21 protein-coding genes and 1 riboswitch are annotated in these 20,791 nt (G+C 45.9%); of the genes, 16 read left to right on the top strand and 5 right to left on the bottom strand.

Features of this window, described 5'->3' with window-relative positions:
* Nucleotides 1-67: 67 nt before the first annotated feature.
* A riboswitch (molybdenum cofactor riboswitch) is annotated at nt 68-225 on the top strand.
* The 8 genes from moaA (at nt 199) to udp (ending at nt 6,192) form a co-directional block, all read left to right on the top strand.
* A complete protein-coding gene (moaA, locus tag QWZ05_RS08720) occupies nt 199-1,206 on the top strand; it encodes a GTP 3',8-cyclase MoaA (protein ID WP_264875069.1) in 1,008 nt (335 codons plus the stop codon). (Overlaps the previous riboswitch by 27 nt.)
* Nucleotides 1,207-1,289: 83 nt before the next feature.
* Nucleotides 1,290-1,802: a molybdenum cofactor biosynthesis protein B gene (gene moaB, locus QWZ05_RS08715; RefSeq protein ID WP_264875070.1), complete on the top strand. Its 513-nt coding sequence runs from the start codon at nt 1,290-1,292 to the stop codon at nt 1,800-1,802.
* A 9-nt stretch (nt 1,803-1,811) separates the two neighbouring features.
* Entirely contained in the window at nt 1,812-2,291 is a 480-nt protein-coding gene (moaC, locus tag QWZ05_RS08710; RefSeq protein ID WP_290297992.1) for a cyclic pyranopterin monophosphate synthase MoaC, read from the top strand.
* Nucleotides 2,288-2,533: a molybdopterin synthase sulfur carrier subunit gene (moaD, locus tag QWZ05_RS08705; protein ID WP_264875072.1), complete on the top strand. Its 246-nt coding sequence runs from the start codon at nt 2,288-2,290 to the stop codon at nt 2,531-2,533. The genes moaC and moaD overlap by 4 nt, the downstream gene beginning before the upstream one ends.
* Before the next feature lie 4 nt (nt 2,534-2,537).
* Nucleotides 2,538-2,999 (top strand): molybdopterin synthase catalytic subunit MoaE, encoded by a 462-nt coding sequence (gene moaE, locus QWZ05_RS08700; RefSeq protein ID WP_264875073.1) that lies wholly within the window; start codon nt 2,538-2,540, stop codon nt 2,997-2,999.
* 280 nt (nt 3,000-3,279) lie between these two features.
* Nucleotides 3,280-3,696: a CBS domain-containing protein gene (locus QWZ05_RS08695; RefSeq protein ID WP_264875074.1), complete on the top strand. Its 417-nt coding sequence runs from the start codon at nt 3,280-3,282 to the stop codon at nt 3,694-3,696.
* Between the two features lie 93 nt (nt 3,697-3,789).
* A complete protein-coding gene (locus QWZ05_RS08690; protein ID WP_290297991.1) occupies nt 3,790-5,232 on the top strand; it encodes an MATE family efflux transporter in 1,443 nt (480 codons plus the stop codon).
* Between the two features lie 198 nt (nt 5,233-5,430).
* The gene (gene udp / locus QWZ05_RS08685) at nt 5,431-6,192 is read left to right on the top strand and encodes a uridine phosphorylase (RefSeq protein ID WP_264875076.1); all 762 of its coding nucleotides are present in this window, start codon (nt 5,431-5,433) and stop codon (nt 6,190-6,192) included.
* 177 nt (nt 6,193-6,369) lie between these two features.
* On the opposite strand, the gene QWZ05_RS08680 is transcribed toward udp, so the two are convergent.
* Nucleotides 6,370-7,197, bottom strand: a complete 828-nt coding sequence (locus tag QWZ05_RS08680) for a hypothetical protein (RefSeq protein ID WP_289961765.1) — start codon at nt 7,195-7,197, stop codon at nt 6,370-6,372.
* A gap of 398 nt (nt 7,198-7,595) precedes the next feature.
* Entirely contained in the window at nt 7,596-9,656 is a 2,061-nt protein-coding gene (gene metG, locus QWZ05_RS08675) for a methionine--tRNA ligase (RefSeq protein WP_290300769.1), read from the bottom strand.
* Nucleotides 9,657-9,849: 193 nt separating this feature from the next.
* Here metG and apbC point away from each other — a divergent pair, with 193 nt between their 5' ends.
* The 5 genes from apbC to QWZ05_RS08650 all read left to right on the top strand — a co-directional run bounded on the left by apbC (nt 9,850) and on the right by QWZ05_RS08650 (nt 15,748).
* Nucleotides 9,850-10,920, top strand: coding sequence for an iron-sulfur cluster carrier protein ApbC (gene apbC, locus QWZ05_RS08670; RefSeq protein ID WP_290297987.1), 1,071 nt, complete (start codon nt 9,850-9,852; stop codon nt 10,918-10,920).
* Nucleotides 10,921-11,112: 192 nt separating this feature from the next.
* On the top strand, nt 11,113-11,754 hold the full coding sequence (gene udk, locus QWZ05_RS08665; protein ID WP_264875079.1) for a uridine kinase: 642 nt from the start codon (nt 11,113-11,115) through the stop codon (nt 11,752-11,754).
* 106 nt (nt 11,755-11,860) lie between these two features.
* Nucleotides 11,861-13,975: an AsmA family protein gene (locus QWZ05_RS08660; protein WP_264875080.1), complete on the top strand. Its 2,115-nt coding sequence runs from the start codon at nt 11,861-11,863 to the stop codon at nt 13,973-13,975.
* Nucleotides 13,976-14,079: 104 nt separating this feature from the next.
* Nucleotides 14,080-14,913 carry a LysR family transcriptional regulator gene (locus tag QWZ05_RS08655; protein ID WP_264875081.1) on the top strand — a complete coding sequence of 278 codons (834 nt, stop codon included), beginning with the start codon at nt 14,080-14,082 and terminating at the stop codon, nt 14,911-14,913.
* A 103-nt stretch (nt 14,914-15,016) separates the two neighbouring features.
* Nucleotides 15,017-15,748 (top strand): hypothetical protein, encoded by a 732-nt coding sequence (locus tag QWZ05_RS08650; protein ID WP_373875500.1) that lies wholly within the window; start codon nt 15,017-15,019, stop codon nt 15,746-15,748.
* A 508-nt stretch (nt 15,749-16,256) separates the two neighbouring features.
* Here QWZ05_RS08650 and QWZ05_RS08645 read toward each other — a convergent pair.
* On the bottom strand, nt 16,257-17,321 hold the full coding sequence (locus QWZ05_RS08645) for a PLP-dependent cysteine synthase family protein (protein ID WP_290297984.1): 1,065 nt from the start codon (nt 17,319-17,321) through the stop codon (nt 16,257-16,259).
* A gap of 121 nt (nt 17,322-17,442) precedes the next feature.
* Here QWZ05_RS08645 and QWZ05_RS08640 point away from each other — a divergent pair, with 121 nt between their 5' ends.
* Nucleotides 17,443-17,901, top strand: a complete 459-nt coding sequence (locus QWZ05_RS08640) for an Lrp/AsnC family transcriptional regulator (protein ID WP_264875083.1) — start codon at nt 17,443-17,445, stop codon at nt 17,899-17,901.
* 18 nt (nt 17,902-17,919) lie between these two features.
* On the opposite strand, the gene tesB is transcribed toward QWZ05_RS08640, so the two are convergent.
* Nucleotides 17,920-18,777 carry an acyl-CoA thioesterase II gene (gene tesB, locus QWZ05_RS08635; protein WP_264875084.1) on the bottom strand — a complete coding sequence of 286 codons (858 nt, stop codon included), beginning with the start codon at nt 18,775-18,777 and terminating at the stop codon, nt 17,920-17,922.
* 217 nt (nt 18,778-18,994) lie between these two features.
* Between tesB and QWZ05_RS08630 the strand changes: the two genes are divergently transcribed.
* Complete coding sequence (locus QWZ05_RS08630; RefSeq protein ID WP_264875085.1) at nt 18,995-19,420, top strand: YbaY family lipoprotein; 426 nt, start codon at nt 18,995-18,997, stop codon at nt 19,418-19,420.
* 86 nt (nt 19,421-19,506) lie between these two features.
* On the opposite strand, the gene QWZ05_RS08625 is transcribed toward QWZ05_RS08630, so the two are convergent.
* The gene (locus QWZ05_RS08625) at nt 19,507-19,815 is read right to left on the bottom strand and encodes an MGMT family protein (protein WP_290297982.1); all 309 of its coding nucleotides are present in this window, start codon (nt 19,813-19,815) and stop codon (nt 19,507-19,509) included.
* A gap of 180 nt (nt 19,816-19,995) precedes the next feature.
* Here QWZ05_RS08625 and QWZ05_RS08620 point away from each other — a divergent pair, with 180 nt between their 5' ends.
* Nucleotides 19,996-20,739 (top strand): VP0952 family biofilm-associated protein, encoded by a 744-nt coding sequence (locus QWZ05_RS08620; RefSeq protein ID WP_290297980.1) that lies wholly within the window; start codon nt 19,996-19,998, stop codon nt 20,737-20,739.
* Nucleotides 20,740-20,791 lie beyond the last annotated feature (52 nt).

Below are 20,791 nucleotides of genomic sequence, written 5' to 3'. Positions count from 1 at the left end.
GCATAAAAAGGCATAATTCAGTATTTTAGCGACAGCTGTTATCTGACGGTTTCTTTAGCACCGCAGATAATTGCCATAACTCCGAGCTCTTATCGCTAAGTCGGACAAATAACGAACGTTATTTGAGCCGATACGCTATCAGAGCCAGTGACCATTGAGTCACAAGGGCCTCGTTGGAAATGACGATGCCTCCCGTGTTTGGAAAGGTGTTCCGTGGCGCAACAACAATTAGAAGATATTTACCATCGCAAGTTTTATTACTTGCGCTTATCAGTTACAGACGTTTGTAATTTCAAATGTACCTATTGCCTGCCTGACGGTTATAAACCATCGGGTCGACGCAACTCGTCCTTTTTATCCCTCCCAGAGATCAGTCGAGTCGTTAAAGCCTTCGCAGATTGTGGAACGTCGAAAGTCCGCATCACTGGTGGTGAGCCGACACTGCGTAAAGATTTTACCGATATCGTTGATGTGATCGCTCAAACGCAAGGGATAGAAAAAATCGCGATGACAACCAACGGCTACCGCATGAAACGCCAAGTCGAAGACTGGCGACAGGCGGGGCTTTCTCACATCAATGTGAGTGTCGATAGCCTTGATCCGCGTTTGTTCCATCAGATCACCGGTGAAAACAAGTTCACCGATGTGATGGACGGCATTGAGCGCGCGTTCGAAGTCGGTTACGAACAGGTTAAAGTCAACGTGGTATTGATGAAAGACCTCAATCATCATCAACTGCCGCAGTTCCTGCAGTGGATTAAAACTCGTCCTATCCAGTTGCGATTTATTGAGTTGATGCAAACCGGTGAAATGAACGATCTGTTCAAAAATCATCACGTGTCTGGCGTTGCTATTCGCAACCAACTTATTGCCAATGGTTGGCTCCTTAAGCCACGCGGCCAGAGCGATGGACCAGCACAGGTGTTTTATCATCCAGATTATCTTGGTGAAATTGGCCTCATCATGCCTTACGAAAAAGATTTCTGTGAGACATGTAACCGACTTCGTGTGTCTGCGATGGGTAAACTGCATCTGTGTTTATTTGGTGAGCACGGTGTAGAGCTAAGAGATTTGCTTGAAAATGACACTCAAGAGAGTGAGTTGATAGCACGAATCCAGCACCATCTGCAAACTAAGAAAGTAAGCCATTTCCTTCATGATGGTAATACAGGGATGACACCGCACCTCGCTTCGATTGGCGGCTAACCCACCTCCGAATAAAATTGATGACCTTCGACGTGATTGTCGAGGGTTGCTGACGACAAGAATATAAAGAAATAGGTAAAGTTATGGGACACGCAGAGAGCAAATTCCAGCCAGCTAAGATTGCCGTACTGACGGTTTCTGATACGCGTACTGAAGAGAATGACACATCCGGCCGTTTTTTAGCGGAATCAGCGCAAGATGCTGGGCATCAAATCGTAGACAAACAGATCGTGATTGATGATATGTACAAAATCCGTGCTGTGGTTTCACAGTGGATTGCGGATGATAATGTTCAAGCGATTATGATTACTGGCGGTACGGGTTTTACGTCTCGCGATAGTACACCAGAGGCATTGAAGCCATTGTTCGATAAAGAAGTCGAAGGCTTTGGTGAACTGTTCCGTATGGTGTCTTACGAAGAGATCGGTACATCAACCATTCAATCACGTGCGGTCGCAGGTTTTGCTAACCACACGGTGATTTTTGCGATGCCTGGTTCGACAGGGGCATGCCGCACGGGTTGGACAAAGATCATCAAGCAGCAACTTGATGCCAGCCACCGTCCGTGTAACTTTATGCCTCACCTATCGGTTTAAGAGGTCACAATGACGGAATTTACTCATATCAACGCCAGCGGCGAAGCCAACATGGTGGATGTCTCTGCAAAATCGGAAACGGTTCGTGAAGCACGTGCTGAAGCGTTCATCCACATGGCACCAGAAACACTCCAACTGATCGTGTCTGGTCAGCATCATAAAGGTGATGTGTTTGCGACGGCTCGTATCGCGGGTATTCAAGCCGCGAAGAAAACATGGGATCTAATTCCTCTGTGCCATCCTTTGCTGCTGTCGAAAGTGGAAGTGCAACTTGAGGCGATTGAAGCGGAGAATTGCGTACGTATCGAATCTGTGTGTAAGTTAGCAGGAAAAACAGGCGTTGAGATGGAAGCATTGACAGCGGCATCCGTTGCAGTGCTCACCATCTATGATATGTGTAAAGCGGTGCAAAAAGACATGGTGATTGGCCAAGTACGCCTGTTAGAAAAAACCGGCGGTAAGTCAGGTCACTTTAAGGTGGAAGCATGATTAAAGTACTTTTCTTTGCACAAACTCGTGAGCTTATAGGCCAAGACGAATTGATGCTAGAGCAGAATTTTGAATCTGTAGAGGCGTTGCGTGCTGCGCTAGCTGAGCGCGGGGACAAGTGGGCTTTAGCATTGGATTCAGGAAAATTGCTGGCAGCCGTTAACCAATCGATAGTGCCTTTAGAGACAACGCTCACCGAAGGCGATGAAGTCGCCTTTTTCCCACCAGTAACCGGGGGATAAGAGGATGGCTGCAGACAAACGCATTTCTGTTCAAGCCAGTGATTTCTCAGTGGGTGATGAGTATCAAGCGCTCGCCCAAGGTACAGCCGCTGGTGCGGTTGTGACTTTTGTCGGAAAAGTGCGCGATATGAATTTGGGTGATGAAGTGACGGGCTTATCGTTAGAGCATTACCCAGGCATGACGGAGAAAGCGCTCGCAGAGATTTGCGATAAAGCCGAGCAGCGTTGGCCGTTGCTGGATATGCGAGTCATTCATCGAGTGGGTGATCTGGGTATTGGTGACCAGATTGTTTTTGTCGGTGTGTCTAGTGCCCACCGTGGCGCGGCATTTGAAGCGTGCGAGTTTGTGATGGACTATCTCAAGACAAAAGCTCCGTTCTGGAAAAAAGAGCGCACCTCTGAAGCAACACGTTGGGTTGAATCTCGAGACTCTGATGCCAAAGCGGCAGAGCGCTGGCAAAAATAGCGCCTTTGGCCTTTGGTATTATCGAAAGTGTTACCCATTGAGAGAGTCGCAATTGCGGCTCTTTTTTATTTCTTGTCTTACCGTAAACCCTTTCTTTACCAGTGTTTGGTTCCCTCATAGAAATCACCTATCAATAAAATCATCGATTTCGATTTAGCAAAATCAAGAAATTAGACAACACTTAAGTAAAAGGGATATGCCTCAGGGGCGAGAAGTTGAGTATCCCACCGCGAGCCATTTGAGTTAATGGGGTATATCGGTCGCATAGCGAGGAAAGAGTATGCAATCACTAAAAGTAAGAGACTACATGACACTGCAAGCGGTGACTTTCACAGCAGAGATGTCATTGAGTGCGGCGCTAGATAAAGTATTAACATCGGACTATTTAGGTGGGCCGGTGATCGATGAGAACAAAAAGGTTATTGGCTTTATATCGGGACAAGATCTGTTGGAGAAACTCATTAAGGTGAGTTACATGTGCCAAGATACTCACACCGTGGGTGACTGCATGTATAAAGACGTCCTGTCAGTATCGCCGGAGATGTCGGTGATTGAATTGGCAGATATGATGAAGGTTGGTAAGCCCAAAGTGTACCCAGTGATCGAAAATGATAAGCTGGTGGGCATTATCACTCGTCGCCATGTGCTTAATGCCATCGCCAAAAATATCGATTTGTGTTTCAAAAATCCGGTTTAGAAACGCTAGCATGCAGACAAAGGCGCCACATAGGCGCCTTTGTCTTTATTGACTCACGGATGATGATTTACTGAAAATAGCCAAGAGGTTGAGATGGAACAAGAAGCCAAATTCACTCATGGATCAACCATGCGCCACATTATAGTGATGTCTGGTGCGGGCTCGATTGGGTTGATGGCGCTATTTGTGGTCGATCTGGTGGATATGTTGTTCATCAGTATGCTTGGTCAAGATGAGCTGGCCGCGGCGGTGGGTTTTGCTGGAACGCTGGTTTTCTTTTCCACCTCAATCTCTATTGGAACCTCCATCGCGATGGGGGCATTGGTCTCTAAATCTCTTGGGGCTAAACGTCAGCTAGAAGCTCGGCGTATTAGTGTCAGCACTTTGATGACGGCGTTGTTGATAAGCTGCACGGTCAGCTTGTCGGTCTATATTTATATTCCTGAACTACTTAGCTTGATTGGGGCCAAAGGCTATGCTGCCGAGCGCGCTGAGGCCTATTTAAAGATATTGATTCCGAGTGGGCCTTTGGTAGCTGTGGCTATGGCTTCAGGAGCAGGGTTGCGGGCTGCGGGTGATGCCAAGCGTTCAATGTGGGCAACGTTAGCTGGGGGCATCGTCAACGCCATTCTCGATCCGATCTTTATTTTCGGATTAGATATGAATGTTGAGGGCGCTGCTTGGGCATCGGTGATTGCCCGTTTCACGGTATTCTATTTCTCACTTGCACCTCTTATCCGAGTGCATAACTTAGTCGCACCGCCTTCACTTTTGCATTGGGTTGGTCATAGTAAGGCCATTTTTGCCATTGCATTGCCAGCGATTTTGACCAATATCGCGACGCCTTTTGGTAATGCGATAGTGACATCAGCGATTGCACAATTTGGCGAGGATTATGTGGCGGGCTTTGCCGTTATTGGGCGGCTAACCCCGGTTTGCTTTGCGGTTATCTTTGCGCTGTCTGGTGCAGTTGGGCCGATCATTGGGCAAAACTATGGTGCAGAGCGGTTTGATCGAGTAGAAGAAACACTCAAGAATTCCCTTTTAGTGACCACGCTTTATACCTTGACGGTATGTGTCCTGCTCTATTTTCTTCAGGACTACGTGGTGCTTATATTCAGCCTGAAAAATGACGCTGCGCTGATTGTGAGTGCGTTTTGTACTTATGTCGCGATAAGCTTTATTTTCAACGGAACACTATTTGTTGCTAACACCTCGTTTAACAACCTCGGTAAGCCCCTTTATTCAACAGGGCTTAATCTAGGTAAAGCCACATTGGGTACCATCCCTTTTGTTTATATCGGGGCTAACCATTTTGGCGCGCTTGGCGTGATGTATGGACAAGCGATTGGAACGGTTGTTTTTGGTCTTCTTGCGTTAGTGGTGTTGCGTAAACACCTAAGCGATATTGCTAAGGGAGAAGAGCTAGATAATGAGGATGAGATAGCGGCGACTTGTGTTAACACGCAACCATTTTGCTCGCATGATGCCTTGGTGATTGATGATGTCAGCGGAGCGAATGAGAGCGGAAAGTAGCGTTCGTTAACAAATTTGTGTAATCGGCAGAGTGCTAATGACTTTAAAGTGTGATGCAAATCGATTAAGTGTGTAACTGGTTGGTATTTTGCTTGGTTGTATGTGAATTAGATCACTATATATGCTGTTAGGGTTGGGTACATTGAGTTGTACCCAATAATTAACGAATGAGCGACAACGCCATACTAAGGAGCCCCCATGACGCAAGCCGTATTTCATTTAGGTGTCACCGAAGCAGACCTCGCTGGAGCGACTCTCGCGATCATTCCAGGTGATCCTGCGCGAGTACAGAAAATTGCCGAGCAGATGGACAACCCTGTTTTTCTTGCTAGCCATCGTGAATACACACTGTATCGTGCCGAGTTGGACGGCAAGCCTGTAGTCGTTTGCTCGACAGGTATTGGTGGTCCATCAACGTCAATTGCTGTAGAAGAGTTGGCGCAACTAGGTGTGCGTACCTTCCTTCGTGTTGGCACAACAGGAGCTATCCAACCGCATGTGAATGTGGGAGATATGATTGTTTCGACAGGCTCTGTTCGTCTTGACGGTGCGAGTCTGCATTTTGCTCCAATGGAGTTCCCAGCGGTTGCTGATTTTGACGTTGCAACAGCGATGAAAGCAGCAGTGGAAGAGAGTGGTGCCCCAGTTCATATGGGGGTGACGGCTTCAAGTGATACATTCTACCCAGGGCAAGAGCGCTACGATACATTCTCTGGTCGAGTTGTGAAACGCTTCCAAGGCTCGATGAAAGAGTGGCAAGATATGGGGGTGCTCAACTTTGAGATGGAATCAGCGACCTTGTTGACGATGTGTGCGAGCTCGGGGTTAAAAGCGGGTTGTGTTGCTGGTGTTATCATTAACCGCACACAGAAAGAGATTCCTGACCACGCAACGCTTAAAGAGACAGAAGCGCGCTCTATAAAAGTCGTTGTTGAGGCGGCGCGTAAAATGCTGGCGTAACTTTCTATTTAGTTCAAGGAAAGGGTCTACTGGCTGAAGGGTTAATTGAAGGCAAACTGGTTGAATTGACTGAAAAGTTCCCCTCCTCTCGGAGGCAATACAGAGGAGGGGAAAAAGAGGGTGCCTGCTTGATTCAAGTAGGCACTTTATTTTTATATTCAATAAACACAGTCTCGCCTATGCGCGCAATGATTCAGCTGTGACGGGCGATAGATCATCAAGCGGTTGATACAGGGATTCTGCGAAGCTTTTCAGCATGTCGTCATAAACATCCGAAATGGCTAATGACACTTCACTGCTTAAAGAATATAAACTATTGATATTACTAAAATCGGCATAACCATGACTCACATCGTTGAGTCGACCCAAAGCGACGGTGCACTGTGGGGTATGGATAACTTCGCGATTGATGATCGCTAGTCGGTTCATCTTCTTGAGGATACTGCCGCAATAATAACGAATGCGTTCTTCACCATGACTCGTGTCGACCTCTTGAATTGAAATACGTAACTGCGTCAGCGTTTCCATTGAATCCAACACCACTTGCCAGTTTTGGTGATATTGCTCATATAGATCATCTCTTCCCGCTTGGGCAAGCCAGGCTAACATCACATCATCGAGTAGATACATACAGTGGCGAATGACTTTCCCATGTACCATCTGATTTTTAGCGACATTCTGCTCCTGCCATTGATTCACCATACCTTTGACTTTAATTTCGAGTACTCGATAAAGTGGTTTGTTTTCAAACTTGGCGGTGGTCACTAAGTGCTGAACGATATCGAGCAATTGATTTTCGATTCGTGCAACTACTTCTTCATCAAACTGATGATGCACCTTCGCATTATGAGTCAAGCTGCGATGCTGTCGACATAGACTCAGTACAGTGCGTAGATCCATCACTAGCTGGTATTTTCGCTCGTATCCATTGGCGCTCTGTTGTGAGTACCAAAATAGTGCTGCAATAATTGAAATAGAGATAAATATAGAGATGGCCACAATCATAGTGTTCTCCTCTGGCTATCAATAACACTTTATAGGTAGCTAAAGGCGTGCCATGTTTAAATTATTAATATATTCAACGTGTTATATTTTGTGGTGGTGGAGGTGTGCACTATGGCAGTGCATATGGCGGGGCTTTTTGAGGCAATTTGAAGAATACAGAATACAGAATACAGAAGTCAGACTCAGCATACGAAGGTAAAGCAGTCACCTCTGTATTCTGAACTCTGTACTCCCTTAAACTCAATACCAACAACCAATGATGAAAAAGTACATCGCGCTCCCGTCTTTCTCCTCCCACCTTCTTCCTCTTTCCTTATCTTTTCCTTCTTTTCCTTCTTTTTCTATTTCAAAAAAAAGGCCGACATTTCTGTCGACCTTTGATTTCGATAAATCGAATGTTACATCACACGCATACCAGGTTGAGCACCTTCGTGTGGCTCAAGAATCCATAGATCACTGCCACCAGGGCCAGCAGCTAGGATCATGCCCTCAGACATACCAAACTTCATTTTACGAGGTTTAAGGTTGGCTACCATAACGGTTAGCTTACCTTCTAGCTCTTCAGGTTTGTATGCTGATTTGATACCAGAGAATACCTGACGAGTTTCACCGCCGATGTCTAACTGGAACTTAAGCAGTTTGTTTGCTTTTGGCACTTCTTCGCAAGAGATGATGCGGGCAATACGCATATCGACAGCAGCGAAAGCGTCAAACTCAATCTCTTCTGCGATTGGATCTTTATCAAGCTCAGTTTGGCTTGCTTTGTTCTTTTCCGCTTCTGCTTTCTCTTTCGCTGCGACTTCTGCTGCAGCGTCTTCTTTAGAAGCTTCAATCATCGCTTCAACCTTTTTAGGATCGATGCGGTTGAACAGCGCTTTGAACTTAGTGATCTCGTGATCCGTTAGCGGCGCAGCGATACCTTCCCATGTCAGCTCTTGGTTCAGGAAGGCTTCAGTGCGAGCGGCTAGCTCAGGCATAACCGGTTTGAGGTAAGTGATCAAAACGCGGAATAGGTTGATACCTACAGAGCAGATATCTTGCAGTTCTTGGTCTTTACCTTCCTCTTTCGCGACAACCCACGGTGCTTTTTCATCAACGTATTGGTTTGCTTTGTCTGCTAGTGCTGTGATTTCACGGATAGCACGACCAAATTCGCGAGTCTCATACAGTTCAGCAATACGGTCAGCCGCTTCAGCGAACTCTTTGTATAGCTCAGGCTCTGCAAAGTCAGCTGATAGTTTGCCTTCAAAGCGCTTAGTGATGAAACCTGCATTACGAGACGCTAGGTTAACAATCTTGTTCACAACATCTGCGTTAACGCGCTGCGTGAAGTCTTCAAGGTTAAGGTCTAGGTCATCGATACGGCTGTTTAGTTTTGCTGCGTAGTAGTAACGTAGACACTCTGGGTCTAGGTGATCTAGGTAGGTCGCTGCTTTAATGAACGTACCTTTAGACTTAGACATCTTCGCGCCATTTACAGTCACGTAACCGTGTACGAATACGTTGTTTGGCTTACGGAAACCTGCGCCTTCAAGCATTGCTGGCCAGAATAGCGAGTGGAAGTACACAATGTCTTTACCTATGAAGTGGTAAAGCTCAGTCGTGCTGTCTTTCTTCCAGTACTCATCAAAGTCTAAGCCTTCTGTTTTGTCACATAGGTTTTTAAATGAAGCCATGTAGCCAACAGGTGCATCTAGCCATACGTAGAAGAACTTGTTCTTCTCGCCTGGGATTTCAAAACCGAAGTATGGTGCATCACGTGAGATATCCCACTGCTGAAGACCAGACTCGAACCACTCTTGCATCTTGTTCGCAGTTTCAGATTGAAGCGAGCCAGAGCGAGTCCACTCTTGAAGCATGCTCTCAAACTGAGGTAGGTCGAAGAAGAAGTGCTCAGAATCTTTCATTACTGGAGTTGCGCCAGAAACCGCTGACTGAGGATTGATCAGTTCAGTCGGGCTGTAGGTTGCACCACAGTTATCACAGTTGTCACCGTATTGGTCTTCTGACTTACATTTTGGACATGTCCCTTTTACGAAACGATCCGGAAGGAACATTTCTTTTTCTGGGTCAAATAGCTGTGAAATAGTGCGGCTAGAAATGAAACCGTTCTTTTTCAGCTCTAGATAGATATGCGAAGCCAGCTCTCGGTTCTCTTCAGAGTGCGTGCTGTGGTAGTTATCGAAGCTAATGTCAAAGCCCGCGAAGTCTTTTTGGTGCTCTTCGCTTACTGCCGCGATCATCTCTTCTGGCGTGATACCCATCTGTTGCGCTTTTAGCATGATAGGCGTGCCGTGTGCATCGTCAGCACAGATGAAGTTTACAGTGTTGCCACGCAGGCGTTGGTAACGAACCCAAATATCCGCTTGGATATGCTCAAGCATATGACCAAGGTGGATTGAACCGTTAGCGTACGGAAGGGCACAAGTTACCAGCAATTGTCTCGGATCAGTCGCCATACTCATTAATTCGCTTCTAGTGATAGGTATAAAATTTGATGCAACATATTACCCCATGACGCCCTTTACGCCAAGGCGTCAAGCTCGGAAGTGCCTAATTTTCATCCAGCATTGAATACTGTAAGACCTTCAGATAATTATGGTTATGTAACGACCTTAAGGCTGCTAGTATTAAGTGAATCAAGGAGGCCAAATGCGTCAGATCTCTTCTCTTAGTGATTTTCAACAGCTGCTTGAGCAGTTTGAACATCCACACCTTATTTCTGGTTGGACAAAACACCCTGGTATCATTAGTGCAAAACCCGATGGCGTGATTCAAGTGACCATCCCTTTTGCATCGCATACCTTGGTGCATCATCTGTCTGATTGGATCTCCGAGCAGCACAAGCACTATCAACTGCCCGCGGTTGAGGTGGTGCTCGCAACAAAAGCGCTTGAAACAACGACACAAGCGATTAAAGGGGTAAAAAACGTCATTGCAGTCACGTCGGCAAAAGGCGGCGTAGGTAAATCAACGACGGCAGTCAACCTTGCGCTATCTATTGCTCAAACCGGGGCAAAAGTCGGTATTTTGGATGCCGATATTTATGGCCCATCGATTCCACTGATGATGGGTACGACCAAAGCCAAGCTGCAAGTTCGCGACAATAAGTGGATGCAACCGATCATTCAACATGGCATCGCTACACAGTCAATTGGTTATCTGGTAGCTCAAGATGAAGCCGCTATTTGGCGCGGACCAATGGCATCGAAAGCACTCGCTCAAATGGTCAATGAAACAGAGTGGCCAGAGCTGGATTATCTGGTGTTAGACATGCCACCAGGTACGGGTGATATACAACTCACCTTGTCGCAGCAAATTCCGGTGACGGGGGCGATCATTGTGACAACACCACAAGATTTAGCATTAGCTGATGCTCGCAAAGGGGCAGCAATGTTCAGTAAAGTGGATGTGCCCGTCGTTGGGCTTGTTGAAAATATGAGCTACCACATCTGTAGTCAGTGCGGTCATCATGAAGCGATCTTTGGCACAGGGGGAGCGGCGCGATTAGCCCATGACTATCAACTGTCTGTGTTGGCACAAGTACCACTGCACATTGATGTACGTGAAGATATCGACCAAGGTGAACCCACCGTCGCTCGTCGTCCAGAGAGCCAACAAGCGCAAATCTATGCCGAGCTGGCTGATCAAGTGTGCAGTAAACTATTTTGGCAGGGTAAGGCTAGACCAGACTCAATAGCATTTACTATGCTTGATAATTAGAGGGTGGTTGAAGTTGAGGGATGTTAATCAACTTATTGAGTAAGTTATTCCCTTGGTTTCACGACTTATAGCGACAAAATGAAGTTCAATTGCAGTTTATCGTGATGAAGTTCACATAAGTGCTGGCAACGAATCGTGTCAGCGCCTATAATCTGCCGGTTTTCCTCAGTCCATCATCATCGGGTGCACATAATGTCTGATAATAATCAATGCGTAATCGTCGGAATCGCAGGTGCTTCTGCATCAGGTAAAAGCCTGATTGCTAGCACGATCTACAACGAACTACGTGAAAAAGTGGGTGATCATCAAATCGGTGTAATAACAGAGGATTGTTATTACAATGATCAAAGCCACTTGAGCATGGAAGAGCGTGTAAAAACAAACTACGACCACCCGAAAGCGCTTGATCACGATCTACTTTGCGAGCACCTACAACAGTTGGTGAGTGGCGAAGCGGTTGAAGTGCCAGAGTACAGCTATTCAGAGCATACTCGTACCGAGAACACCACAACGATGACACCAAAGAAAGTGATCATCCTTGAAGGTATCTTGCTGCTAACAGACCCACGCCTGCGTGACCTAATGCATGCCTCTGTATTCATGGATACACCACTTGATATCTGTCTTCTACGCCGCGTTAAGCGTGATGTAGAGGAACGTGGTCGTACGATGGAGTCGGTTTTGGAGCAGTATCAACAAACGGTTCGTCCGATGTTCATGCGCTTTATCGAACCATCAAAACAGTATGCTGACATTATTGTTCCTCGCGGCGGTAAAAACCGAATCGCAATTGATGTACTGAAAGCTCACATCGCTAAGTTGCTAAAAGCGTAATTTTGCGTAATGCTTAGGGCATAAGCCCTTAGAGACAAGTCTCTAATAGTTAAAAGAAAGTGGTGCTTAGGCACCACTTTTTTTCGTTCTAGCAAGGACTCAGCTAATGAAAAAACTCTTTATTGCCCTTGGGGTAATCGTTGTCGTCTTAATCGGCGCGGTGGTTGCTCTTGTTACCCTCGTTAATCCTAACCAGTTCAAACCGCTGATAGTCGAACAAGTAAAGAAAAATACAGGCTATGAGCTTGTGATTGATGGTGACTTGAGTTGGGAGTTCTTCCCATCTGTCGGGCTATCTATCGGTCGCACTGAACTAAGAAACCCGCAGGGTTTTAGTCAGCAGAATTTATTCTCCGTCGATCGTGTTGGCGTGGATGTTTCAGTTATGCCTCTTTTGGAGCAGAAGCTGGAAATCGGCAATGTCGTGCTTGATGGTGCAACCGTAAGTATCGAGCGTTTGAACGATGGTTCGACTAACTTAGACCCACTGACTCAGAACAAAGAGAGCACCCCTCAAGAGCCGCAGGCACAATCGAGTGATACGGCTGGTGATGATGCGGAGGGAGCGAGTGAGCCTTGGTCCATCACTCTAGAAGGTATTTCGATCACCAACGCGTCATTATCAATTAACGATCTTCAGCAGCAACAGATCACCGAGCTGCAAGACGTCAACCTAACCCTATCAAAGTTTGACTTTGACCAATGGGCGAGCTTGCAAGCGAACGTTAAAGGTAAAAACAACCAACAGAGCTTTGCCGCTGATTTGGGGCTGGAATTCAAACTCGCTAAAGATTTCACAAACTATGAATTGAGAAATATCGCCCTACAAGCCTCATTTGACGATGAAGCGAATAAGATTCAGAGCGCGAACATTAAGCTCGATACCTTCGCGTTCGACCAACTGAACGCGATCACGTTTGAGGTGGTCGGTCAGTTGGCGGATTTGTCCTTGAATACATCCGGAGCTGCGCAGTTACAAGTTGATCAAGCGATACAAAATATCGCGTTGAATGAAGTGAGCATTGAGACGATTTTAGAAGGTGATTCCTTACCCGTCTCACCGCTTAACTCGTCATTGAAGAGTGATATCAAGTTTGATGTCGCCAACAGTCATCTAGACCTTGTTTTAAGTCAATTCAGCGCGTTAGATACTGAGTTAGATGGCAAGTTAGCCGTCACGCTATCGGATATAGCAAAAGTGCGTTTTAGCCTTCATAGCCCAAACATCGATGTTGACGCATTGACTGCCAAAATGGCGGGTGAAAATACGCAAGGTAAAGATGAAGATGCGGGTTCGAGTGATTCACAAACCGCTAGCTCAGAAAAACAGCAAGAGCCAGATTTATCCGCTCTAAAAACACTTGATGTTCAAGGTGACATTGCCATTGATAAGTTTAAAGCTAGCAATGTCAAACTGGATACGGTCAAAGCTGTCGTTAAAGTCAATCGCGGTATCGCGGAGCTTAGCTCATTCAGCGCAAACCTTTACCAAGGCTCAATTGCTGCAAATGCACGTCTAGACGGCAATAAAACCCCGGCGGCATATACAACAACAGCGGCAGTGAAAGGGGTCAAGGTGTTGCCATTGTTGGTGGATGCCGCTGAAGTTGATGTCGTAGAGGGTACGGGTAATATCGACCTCGACCTTGCAGGTAAAAGCTTAACGCCAACAGGCATCAAGCAAAACCTAGCAGGCACCGTTAAAATCAACTTTGAAGATGGTGCGGTGCACGGTATCAACGTCGCGCAGCTGATCCGTGAGAACTACGCCAAGTTTACAGGTAAAAAAATTGATGATGTCGATGGCCCGCAGAAAACCGATTTTTCTGCCATGACAGCAACTCTGCGCTTAAACAAAGGGGTGATGACCACAAACGATCTTGCCGCTCAATCTCCTTTGTTGCGTGTCCGCGGTGAAGGTCAAGCTAACTACCTTAAAGAGACGATGGACATGACCATCAGCACCTCAGTTGTTGGCTCACTCAAAGGGCAGGGTGGTGCTGATATTGATGAGTTAAAAGACGTGACGATTCCTGTGCGTATTCATGGTACATGGGCACAGCCTAAGTTTGCCTTGGTATTTGATGATGTCATGAAAGCAAAAGCGCAGAAAGAGATAGACCGTGGGCTTAAAAAGCTTGATGAGAAACTCGGTGACAAAATTAAAGATGAAAAGACGCGAGAAGCGGTTGATGGTCTGTTAAAAGGCCTGTTTAACTAGTTGAGCGTTATTGTAATAGGGAGTGATGTATCACTCCCTTTTTTGAACTTATTAGCGACAAACTTCTCTTAAAATCAATGTGTTTATAAGTTTGGTAAGGTGATATGGATTTAAACCTGCTTTCTACATTTCAGTCTGTCTATAAACTGCGGTCAATAACTTTGGCTGCCGAAGAGCTCGAACTGTCTCAGCCTGCCGTCAGTGCTGCCCTAAAACGACTTGAAAAAGTCACCGGACGTACGCTCTTTGTTCGTGAAGGGAGGGGTATTGCGCCTACGGGAGCGGCGGTATCACTGGCCAATAAAATTGAAGGACCAATGTCGGTCCTTGAAACCGTTGAAGCTCAGAATGAAAACTTTAATGTTTACTGCACCGAGAGTTTATTGCACCTCGTCTCGAATATCGATGGCCTTAAATTTCACGAAGCGCCTTTGGAAGAAGAGGCGATTTTCGATGACTTGACGAGCCAGAAGGTCGATTTAGTGATTGATATGTTATCCACTAAGCGTCATGCGTTTGTGGTGGAAGAGCTCTACTCTGAACCGACCGTTTGTCTGTGCCGTAAAGATCACCCGCGTATTCAAGAGGTGTTGACCTATGATGATTACTATAATGAGTCGCACATCGCGCTGAAAATCAAACGTTCAGATCTAAATATGCTTAACTTCTTGTCTAACGCACCAGTCAAACCTCGGGAGGTGAAAGTAGAGACAAGTTCAGTATCGAGTATGCTGATGCTCGCTTCAACCACAGACTATATCGCGTCTTCATCCCGCTCTTTGGCCAATCACCTAGCAGATCGTTTGAATCTTAATGTCTTCACTATCCCGCTCGAGCTCAAACCCGTGACCTATCGACTCATCTATCACCGCCGCTATCTGAATGACGCAGCCCATAAGGCGATGCGTGAAAAGCTCATCAAAGCGGTTAATGCATAAATCAAATTGAGGTATCAACCCAATCTGATGTTATTTTTCCCCGAGTAACTTTCTCTAATAATGCTCCTGAATTTTAAAGACCCCGATTTCAGGAGCAATATTAATGAAGTTTTCACGCACCACACTCAGCCTGCTGATGGCAGGACTTTTCTCAGGCGCAGCAATTGCGGCTCCTGTTGAAGTTTACATCGAACAAGAATTGTCATCTAACGCAACCGATGAGTCGATCTATACCACCGAAGCCGGCGCAGTCATTGATACTTCCGACAAAGGCTATGTGTACATTGGCTTTGATGACCAAGGTTGGCTAGCTGCAGGTTATGGCCACTCATTTGACCTATCTGAACGTTGGTCACTCGACCTATACGGTGAGTTAGGTAAATGGGAAGATGGCGAAGAGATGCTACTTGAAGCCATTGTTGACTATCAGCTGGTGGACAACATTAACCTGTTTGCGGGTTATGGCTACAACCGCTCAGGGCAAATGCCGGAGCTAGTGAGTGATACTGCTGTAAACACAAATCAGTTTATTGCAGGTACGTCTATCGATCTAGGACAGTTTAGCCTTGATTATAAATATACCTATGAAAACCGCGATGGTAGCATGGGTGAAGTTGATACAACATCGTGGAATCAAGCCGATTACCACACAAATGAACATGAAGTTATCTTCAGTATGCACATTGATGATTGGCGACCATATGTGAAATATACATATTTTGAGTCAAGTGCTGATGGTGCAACAGTAATATCAGCAAATTCTGAATATGATCAAAAATGGCTGGTATCAGGCAGCGATCACATCTGGACAATCGGCCTAGCCTACCAGTTCTAACCAAGTTTCCTTCCCTATTGTCTATATAATTTCTTTAAGCAGATGGACCTGCTCTATTGAGTTGCAGTTGTTACTTAAGCCCATTTTCATGCAGAGGGATTTGCATTTTCTTCACCAAAGTCCAGTATCTACCTTCTACCTTCTACCTTCGTCTTTGCTATTCCCACCCCAAACAAAACATAAACCAAACTGAGGTATGAACCCATTTTTACCCCATATATCCCGCTTTGCTCTTAGTCGATAATGTCATCACTCGGCGGTTTTAAGTGGACTCGTTTGAACCTTGTCACACACGGATGTGATTTCCAATCAACACTAAGGAATCACAGATGAATATCGAAAAGATGGTCTTTCTGGCGTACGCGTCAATTACAGTCATTAACTATTTGGTGTATATGCTGCTTGCACGTAGAGCGGAGGAGTCGGTGAGTTAATTGCAAAAGTATAAAAGCACAAAAGCACAGGGCGGTGATTCAGGTTGGGTACTCTGAATCACCGCCCGCTTTTATTATAATTTGCCAGTCGCTTGGAGCGTTTCTAGCTGGGCTAAATACGGTTGAAGCTCACCGATGTTCTCTTTTACCCAGTTGGCATCATAATAGGTATCTAGGTAACGTTCTCCGCTATCACATAACAAGGTTACGATTGAGCCTGTCTCACCGCGCTGTTTCATTTCACTTGCTAGTTGAAGCGCACCAAATAGGTTTGTGCCTGTCGATGCCCCTGCTTTACGGCCTAAAATGCCTTCTAGCCAATGTACGGTAGCGACACTTGCAGCATCGGCGATGGTGCGCATTTCATCCACAACTCCAGGGATAAAGCTTGGCTCAACACGCGGACGACCAATACCTTCAATTTTACTCCCGCAATCGTGCGTTACCGTCATATCACCGGTTTGGTAGTAACGGTGGAATACTGACTGCTCTGGGTCGACCACACACAGCTTAGTGTTGTGTTGTTGATAGCGAATAAAGCGCCCGATAGTCGCGGAAGTACCACCGGTGCCCGGACTCATCACCACCCAAGTTGGGATAGGGTGTTGTTCCATTTTCATTTGGTTGAAAATAGAGTTGGCAATATTGTTGTTTCCACGCCAATCGGTCGCGCGCTCTGCATAAGTAAACTGGTCCATATAGTGACCACCCAGCTCTTTTGCTAAACGGTGAGACTCTGCATATATCTGATCCGAGCGTTCAACTAAGTGTGCTTTACCACCATAAAACTCAATCTGTTCGATTTTTTTCTTGGCGGTACACTTTGGCATTACCGCAATAAAAGGTAGGCCAAGTAAACGAGCGAAGTAGGCTTCGGAAACGGCCGTGCTCCCTGAAGACGACTCGATGATCGGCGTATTCGGTCCAACCCAGCCATTGCAGATGGCATATAGAAAGAGCGATCGTGCTAGGCGATGTTTCAGTGAGCCCGTCGGGTGAGTACTCTCATCTTTTAAGTAGATATCGATACCTTCTAAACTCGGCAAATCAAGCTTAATCAGGTGCGTATCGGCAGAGCGCTGAAAGTCGGCTTCAAGCTTTTGAATGGCAGAGTTAATCCACTGATGATCGGTACACATAACGGGCTTCCTATGAATGATGTGGTGATACAGATAAGTTACGCCTTTAGAGTGAGAAAAAATTTGCCTATTTTCCTTTAGATTGGCTATTCTGTAGAAAAATTTTCTCTTGATGAGAGCTATGATAGATTCTGTTGACCGAAAAATACTCAAGATGTTGCAAAACGATGCAACGTTGTCACTCAACGAACTCGCTGAAGCGGTAAACTTGACGACAACCCCATGCTGGAAGCGGCTTAAAAAGCTAGAGGATAGCGGGGTGATTGGCAAGCGTGTGGCTTTGCTTGACCCAGAGAAACTCGGCTTATCGTTTACGGCCTTTGTGATGGTAAAAACCAGTAATCACTCGAATCAATGGTATGAAGAGTTTGTGTCAACGGTGAGTGACTTCCCAGAGGTCATGGAGTTTTATCGAATGGCAGGGGAGTACGACTATATGATGAAGGTGCAAGTGAAAGACATGAAGTGCTTTGATGCCTTTTACAAAAAGTTAGTCAACAGTGTTGAAGGCATTTCTAATGTCACTTCCACCTTTGCTATGGAGCCGTTGAAGTACACAACGGCTCTGCCTATTTGCTAGTGCTTTGGGAATAGCACGTTAGGTAAAGCGCATAACCCCTTCTTGAACGGCAGTGGCGACAAGATCGCCCTGTCGGTTGAAAATCTCTCCGCGAACCAGACCACGAGTGTTTCCTGCAGTTGGACTTTCTATCGCGAACAGTAGCCATTCATCCATCTTAAATGGACGGTGGAACCAAATGGAGTGATCAATGGTGGCGACTTGGAATTTAGGTGTCATCAAAGAGACTTCATGCGGGTGCAGAGCCGTCACTAAGAAGCCCCAGTCAGATGCGTAACCAAGCAGGTATTGGTGAATCAACTGATCCGCTGGCACAGTGCCGTTTGCTTTTATCCATAGATATTGCTTTGGCTCAGCTTTCTGTGGTTTCAGTGGATTGATGACCTTTACCGGACGAACTTCAATTGGTTTTTCACCACAGAATGTTTTCTTTAAGTTCTCAGGAAGAACGTGAGCGATCTGCTCTGCAAGTTGTGATTCAGAGGCAAAGTTTTCAGGGCCAGGGATCTCCGGCATGGTGTTTTGGTGCTCAAATCCAGGAGCATCTTGGTGATAAGAAGCTGTCAAATAGAAAATAGGACGACCATTTTGAATCGCTTTCACGCGTCGCGTACTGAAACTGCGTCCGTCGCGCAGATTCTCTACATCGTAAATGATCGGCTTTTCAGCATCACCAGGGTAAAGAAAGTAACTGTGAAAAGAGTGAACAAAGCGCTCTTCTGGTACCGTGTAACGCGCAGCAGAGAGTGCTTGGCCAATCACTTGCCCACCATAAACTTGTGGCAGACCTAAATTCTGACTGTCACCTCTAAATAACCCTTCTTCTAGCTTTTCTAACTGTAAAAGTCTTAATAACTCGTCGAGAGAACGACTCATAACGCCTCACTATTTTTCTTTTTTGTCTATTTAACAGGGTATAACAACACTGGTCGGATTACCAAGTTGATAAATGAGTCAATAATAACCGGTTCATACTAAGGTTAATATCACACTTTTCGCCTTCGTCAGAGAACTGTAAAAAATAGTACTCACTAGAGACATGAGATTGGAGTATAACTATACTCCGTTCGTCCTTTTGACTATGAGAGGCTTTATGAAAAAAGCACTACTGTTAGCTGCAGTTATACTAGGGACGACAACGCTAGTTGGCTGTCAGCAATCAGAGAAACAGGAGCAAGTTTCTCAAATGCAAATGGTAACAGGGACAATTACCTACCGTGAGCGCATTGCGCTTCCAGAAAACGCCGTCGTAGAAGTGACATTACAAGATGTGTCGCTTGCCGATGCCAAAGCTCGAGTGCTATCGCAACATCGATTTGAAACTAATGGTGCTCAAGTGCCGTTCAAATTTGAGTTGCCATACAATGTATCGGAGATTGATGATCGTCACCGTTACAGTGTGAGTGCTCGAATCGAGGTGAATGGTAAGCTGCGATTTATCACAGATACTTCAAACCCGGTGATTACGGATAACAACAAGTCACATAAGATAGATTTGCGACTTGTTGGAGTACGCTAAAATTTAGCGTATCAAGGATTGTTTCAAGGGAGCTTCGGCTCCCTTTGTTGTTTCTGGTATTCAGCAATATAACGCTTAACACATTATCATTCCCCAGGTTGCCAGCGATACTGCCTTAGTGCGACTTTTCCTCCCGCTTGCACATCGACTCCTTCTGCTCGCAGCTTTTCCATTTGCCTCGATAAATCAGCGTCCTGTAACGATATTTTACCTTGACTGTTGATAACTCTGTGCCATGGTAATTGAGAGCCTTGTGGTAATTTCTTTAACGCGCTCCCGACTTGGCGCGCATAGCCAGGGTAGCCAGCAAACTTGGCGATATCGCCATAAGTTGAAACACGGCCAAAGGGAATTTGGTGAATTACTGCAAAGATTTGCGCTAAAAATTCATTCATACTGAAACTCAGTCCAAGGAAAGGTCACCAATGGATGGTGAAGTAGGACTTGATAATATTTAAATTAAGTTGGCTAAGTAAAGAGACAAAGCGGCAAATCGTACTTCGATTTTATCTTTCCAGTTTTGGGTTTAATGCTTTTGTCTCCAACAAGCTTGGGTAATGCCATAAGGAGGATGTATGGTTTATTCAACGATTCAATTTCTCGCCACCGTGATCTTGGCTGTGATTTGCTCACAGGCAATGATGTTCAGCCAGGGAGAGTTACCTGCGCTCGTGGTGTTAATTCCGGCCTTGTGGCTAGTCAGCCAGTTGCGCTCTACTGGCGTCTTGTTTGTCATTACAATGTTGGTTTACGGTTTAACACTGTCTCATCAGCCCGTGGCGCTATCCGTCGGCTTATGGATGCTCGCCCCATTATTAATGGTGATCTTTTCACACCGCAGCACCTTATGGGTGATTGGCACGACCGGCCTTATTACTCTAACTCTTCTCGTTGGCATCACCTTGACTCAATCGGCTGGTCGTCTCGACGGTTCTGCGCTGGTGACGGTAGTGCAAACCTTGTGCGTAATTTCGATTTCATGGTGTTTGCACCACTGGAAGCCGTGTAAATCACACAGCTGGTGGACCCTAGGCTTATTGGTGCCTATGTGGATCTCGGGTTTGGTTTACGCCGCGTTAGTGACGTTATGTATTACCGCTATCATGGGCACAGTTGAACACTTAGCAAAACTTAAAAACTTTCGCTGGAGCAAGCTCCTGACTTGGACGCTTCCGACCGTGGGATTTGCAGCCTTAGTTGTGCACCCAGATGTAGATGTGCCTCACCCCGTCTTCGTGTTGTGGTTCTGTTTACTCGGAACAGCGTGGATGACCGATTACATTCTTCGAGTTGCAGCGATGGAATCTGAAGGTGAGTAGCCAGAGGTAGTAAAATTGTGATTGAAATTTATAGGGCAGTGTAGGGTAAAGG

The organism is Vibrio agarivorans, assembly GCF_030409635.1.
In the GTDB taxonomy this organism is placed as follows: domain Bacteria; phylum Pseudomonadota; class Gammaproteobacteria; order Enterobacterales; family Vibrionaceae; genus Vibrio; species Vibrio agarivorans.
The sequence above is the reverse complement of the archived record's forward strand: the minus strand, read 5'-3'. Positions and strand labels throughout refer to the sequence as shown.